A 3,718-nucleotide genomic window follows, 5' to 3' on the forward strand; every position below is an offset into this window, starting at 1 on the left:
ATTTACGGAATTAGGTCGACCACTTACCCAAGTTACGCCTTAAATTTGGCTCAATTAGGGGCGCTTTGCATTTCAAATCTTTGTGCAACAAAGCCCCTATAAAGTCTTTCATTATGTTTCTGTTGCATTATATCAGGTAATTTATGTTGCGCATTAATCTCCACTTCAAGTACTTATCTTACTATTTTTTACATTGAATTAATCTGTAACAGGTTAAAGGTTGGCGAAATCTGAAAAATGCGTAGAGTAGATATTAAGTCGAAACCTATCGGCTTTTAATTTAAAGCAAATAGTAAGGAATACCACCATGGCTAATAATCAACAGCAAGACCAACAGAAACAGCAGCAACAACAGCAACAGCAAAATCAACAACGCAATCAAGATCAGCAGCGTCAACAAAACAACCAGCAAAACCCAAATCAGCAACAAAATAACCAGCAACAACAGCAGCCGCAGCGCAATCAGCAACAAAACCAGCAAGGCCAACAGCAACAACAGCCACAGCAAAACAGTAACCAACAGCAACAAGATCAGTGAAAACCGCAGTGTTAATTCTGTTTAAGACTTACGCTCTTCATAAAAAAACCGCCTGAATCAGGCGGTTTTTTATATTTCATTGCACGATTAGACTAAGTATTTATTAACACTGAATATTGGCTTTTAGCTTGTAGAAATTCAAGGCATTGTCTAGGTCGGTGAGCAACTCTTTTTCTGTATATTCCTTGGGTGCAAGTTTTAGCAAGGCAGGCATATAGTTATTTTTATATTCTTTAGGATATTGTTCACACAGGATACGTGTTCTTTCTTCCAGACTAATTGTTGAAGAGTCAAGTTTGTCCAGATAAGCACTCAGTTGATTATCTGATTGTTCAAACTGCACTTTAATGTTTGCATCAGCTTCTGCTGCACTCTCTGCTTGCTGTTTTTGGCAGCCGCTTATTGCCAGACTCATCAATAAAGTAATTAGTATGCGATTTTTCATGCTGCCAAAATATTGTTATTGCTCATATGAAAAATTATAGAGAGAAATGACTAAAAAGAAAGCAGGGATCTATAAACTTTATGAGACATTGAACATTCATAACATCCGATATTGACTGAAATAAGGAATTTTCTCCTACAAATCTGAATTAACCTATTCTCATTTATAGGTTTAGCAATTCTTTTTGGGTTTTGGTTATTTAATCGTCTTATTTGCCCATTAAAAAGATTTTTGGATAAATTACAGTCATTTAATTAACAAAAGTAATGGTTTTTTCATATTTTGAAACATTGCATCTATATATCCTACACAGATTGGCTGCATGGCTAGTGATATCTTGGCGTCATTATAAGAACTTAATGAAAATAATTAAAAATCAGCACATTATAGGGCCTGTTTAATTTAGGAGAGTTAAACAGGCTTTTTCTTTTCCGTCTTAAATCTGGTTTTTTCTTTGCTGATTGTATTTTTTGCTCATTCTCTTTCACATAAGTTTTCATACACAACATAAAGCCTGAAAATTCCCTCAGGAGAGATACATGAATAGATGTTATTTATATATCTCTTTTCACGAAAAGACAGGACAAAGCTATGATGAGATGTATATGCGCATTTGGCATGGGCGTAATGGTTGGCTGTTGTTTTAAATCTTGCAAAGAGAAAATGTGTCAGATGATGAGCAGCAAGCATTGTAAAAGTGATCATTGTAAAAAAGATCAGGCGACTCAAGCTGAAGAGCCTGTACAAACTTAGCCCAAAAGCTTCAATTTTACTGAAAGGCTAAACAACAGAGCTGAGTACTGAAGTTGTTCTAGATCGCTGATCCAATCATTTTATATTGAATCATTCTATATTTAAAGCAATAAAGCTTGATCCTAGATTGAGCTTTTTACACTTAGGAGAAAAACATGATGCAATTTATATTTTGTTTATTTGGTCTTCATGGTGCGACTGAAATTAACTACACGTGTGACCATGATGAGGTCAAACAGTGTCGTGATTGCTTGAAAAATATTGAATAATGTGCCAAATCATCAGACATCTTAATGAAGATCAATCCCCGTTCAATCATCAGTTGGCGGGGTTTTTCTTTACTGATGAAATTTTTGGATCTAAACATAATTTCTCACAAGGAATACTTTATAAAAGAATCATTTCAATAGGATTACGTTTTGATAAATTCTTAGCTGCTTAGAACTGGAATACAATAAAATTTATGCGTGTGATCACCCATGCTCGAATTCTTGAAGCAATTCAAAAGAGGCCACAGGCTGAAACTGCATTAGCTGGTTGGCATCGAATGATTAAGGCCAATCATCCTAAAGATTTTACTGAAATGAAAAGACTTTTTCCGGCAGTGGATAAGCTTAGAAAATTTCATGTATTCGATATCGGCTCGCACGCGAATTCATATTCTTTGCTGTACCATCTACGATCAGGCTGAATAGCTTATTTGCTCAGATGGACTTTAGGGTTTGTGAAATGTAAAAGAATACTTCAAGGAAAATTTGTCTTTTTAGAAAACTGAATGTGCAACATAAATAACATTGATGTTTAGCAGTAGATGTCATATTTATCTCTTAATAGATATATGAAGGAGATGCATATGACAAATAAGCCAGAGCAAGAGCAAGAATCAAATCCGCATAAAGAATCGAATGACGACAAGGGTAATCAGGCATCTTATAAGCATGTCAAACCAGAGAAAAAACCCAATGCAGAACCCGAAAATCCATTGAGAGAGCAAAAATAGCTTTTTCACATGGACGAAGCCCTAACTTGGTTTAGGGCTTTTTAATTTCCCGATAAACCTTGATCTCTAGGCTTTGCAATAAACTCATCTTTCATTTCAAAGAAAAATTCATGGGCTTGTTCATGATCGCAGTGCAACCAGTCATGTCGTGATTCTTCCGGAATCACAATAATCGAGCGTTTTTCGTCATTCGGGTCATGAAACTGTTTCATAAAGGGATGTTGATCTGAATTTATGGTCAGCATCGAAAATGATCTGATTTTCTCACCATCAATGTGTGCGTCATCATAAATCGCCGCCACGGTAAAAGGATTGCCATCTTCACGTGAAATGCCAAACCAGTGCGATTTACCGTCTATATATTTAGGTTCATAGAATGTATCGACGGGTACCAAAGCAAACTGGTTGTTTTTCCAGGCATGTCGGAAACTCGGTTTGGATGCCACTGTTTCAGTCCGTGCATTATAGGTATGCCGGCCATATTTCAATTCTTTCGCCCAGGCTGGAATCAGTCCGAAACGTGCGATATCCAGCTCAAAATCATCAGCACCGCGCATAATGATTGGGGCTGGCGCTAAAGGATAAACATGTGTTTTCATGCCCAGTTCGAGTTGCTCTTCATGAATATCTAATAAGGAAAGACGTTTTTTTGAGGGAAATTCATAGTTCGAGCACATAAATAACCTCTTTCATTCTAATTATTATTTGCTAAAGAATTAAAGTATAAAAATGATGGGCTCAAAACAATTCGAAATCGTAAGTATAGTTATAACAGAAAGTAAGAATACGGATTAATATTAGTTTATCCTCTTTATAGAATAGTGCTCCTTTAAAGGACTATTCTATAAATATGAAGATTAAAATATTTGAGTTTTTTAATGATTAAAGGCTTTGTTGCACAAACCTATCTGTAAAGGCTTTTTCAGCGATATAATTTTCAAATGAAGAAGCCTACACACAAAATCTACCGCACAACCAATTG

5 protein-coding genes are annotated in these 3,718 nt (G+C 35.7%); 3 read left to right on the top strand and 2 right to left on the bottom strand.

Translation table 11 applies throughout. The annotated features are described in order from the left end of the window. Positions 1 to 307 precede the first annotated feature (307 nt). Positions 308 to 538 (top strand): hypothetical protein, encoded by a 231-nt coding sequence (locus tag F893_RS09545; protein WP_004646793.1) that lies wholly within the window; start codon positions 308 to 310, stop codon positions 536 to 538. Between the two features lie 103 nt (positions 539 to 641). Here the strand turns inward: F893_RS09545 and F893_RS09550 are convergent, their stop codons facing one another. After that, complete coding sequence (locus tag F893_RS09550) at positions 642 to 983, bottom strand: hypothetical protein (protein WP_004646794.1); 342 nt, start codon at positions 981 to 983, stop codon at positions 642 to 644. 1,216 nt (positions 984 to 2,199) lie between these two features. Here F893_RS09550 and F893_RS09555 point away from each other — a divergent pair. Together F893_RS09555 and F893_RS18105 are read left to right on the top strand one after the other, a co-directional pair. Next, complete coding sequence (locus F893_RS09555) at positions 2,200 to 2,427, top strand: type II toxin-antitoxin system HigB family toxin (RefSeq protein WP_016806847.1); 228 nt, start codon at positions 2,200 to 2,202, stop codon at positions 2,425 to 2,427. Positions 2,428 to 2,589: 162 nt separating this feature from the next. Continuing rightward, the gene (locus tag F893_RS18105) at positions 2,590 to 2,736 is read left to right on the top strand and encodes a hypothetical protein (protein ID WP_004646799.1); all 147 of its coding nucleotides are present in this window, start codon (positions 2,590 to 2,592) and stop codon (positions 2,734 to 2,736) included. Positions 2,737 to 2,777: 41 nt separating this feature from the next. Here the strand turns inward: F893_RS18105 and F893_RS09560 are convergent, their stop codons facing one another. Further along, positions 2,778 to 3,413 (bottom strand): SOS response-associated peptidase, encoded by a 636-nt coding sequence (locus F893_RS09560; RefSeq protein WP_004646800.1) that lies wholly within the window; start codon positions 3,411 to 3,413, stop codon positions 2,778 to 2,780. Positions 3,414 to 3,718: the final 305 nt, after the last annotated feature.

Source organism: Acinetobacter sp. CIP 102136, from assembly GCF_000369685.1.
GTDB lineage: Bacteria > Pseudomonadota > Gammaproteobacteria > Pseudomonadales > Moraxellaceae > Acinetobacter > Acinetobacter fasciculus.

Coding starts and splice junctions, on each gene's coding strand:
- F893_RS09545 (WP_004646793.1), top strand. CDS start 308: ATGGCTAATAATCAACAGCAAGACCAACAGAAACAGCAGCAACAACAG.
- F893_RS09550 (WP_004646794.1), bottom strand. CDS start 983: ATGAAAAATCGCATACTAATTACTTTATTGATGAGTCTGGCAATAAGC.
- F893_RS09555 (WP_016806847.1), top strand. CDS start 2,200: ATGCGTGTGATCACCCATGCTCGAATTCTTGAAGCAATTCAAAAGAGG.
- F893_RS18105 (WP_004646799.1), top strand. CDS start 2,590: ATGACAAATAAGCCAGAGCAAGAGCAAGAATCAAATCCGCATAAAGAA.
- F893_RS09560 (WP_004646800.1), bottom strand. CDS start 3,413: ATGTGCTCGAACTATGAATTTCCCTCAAAAAAACGTCTTTCCTTATTA.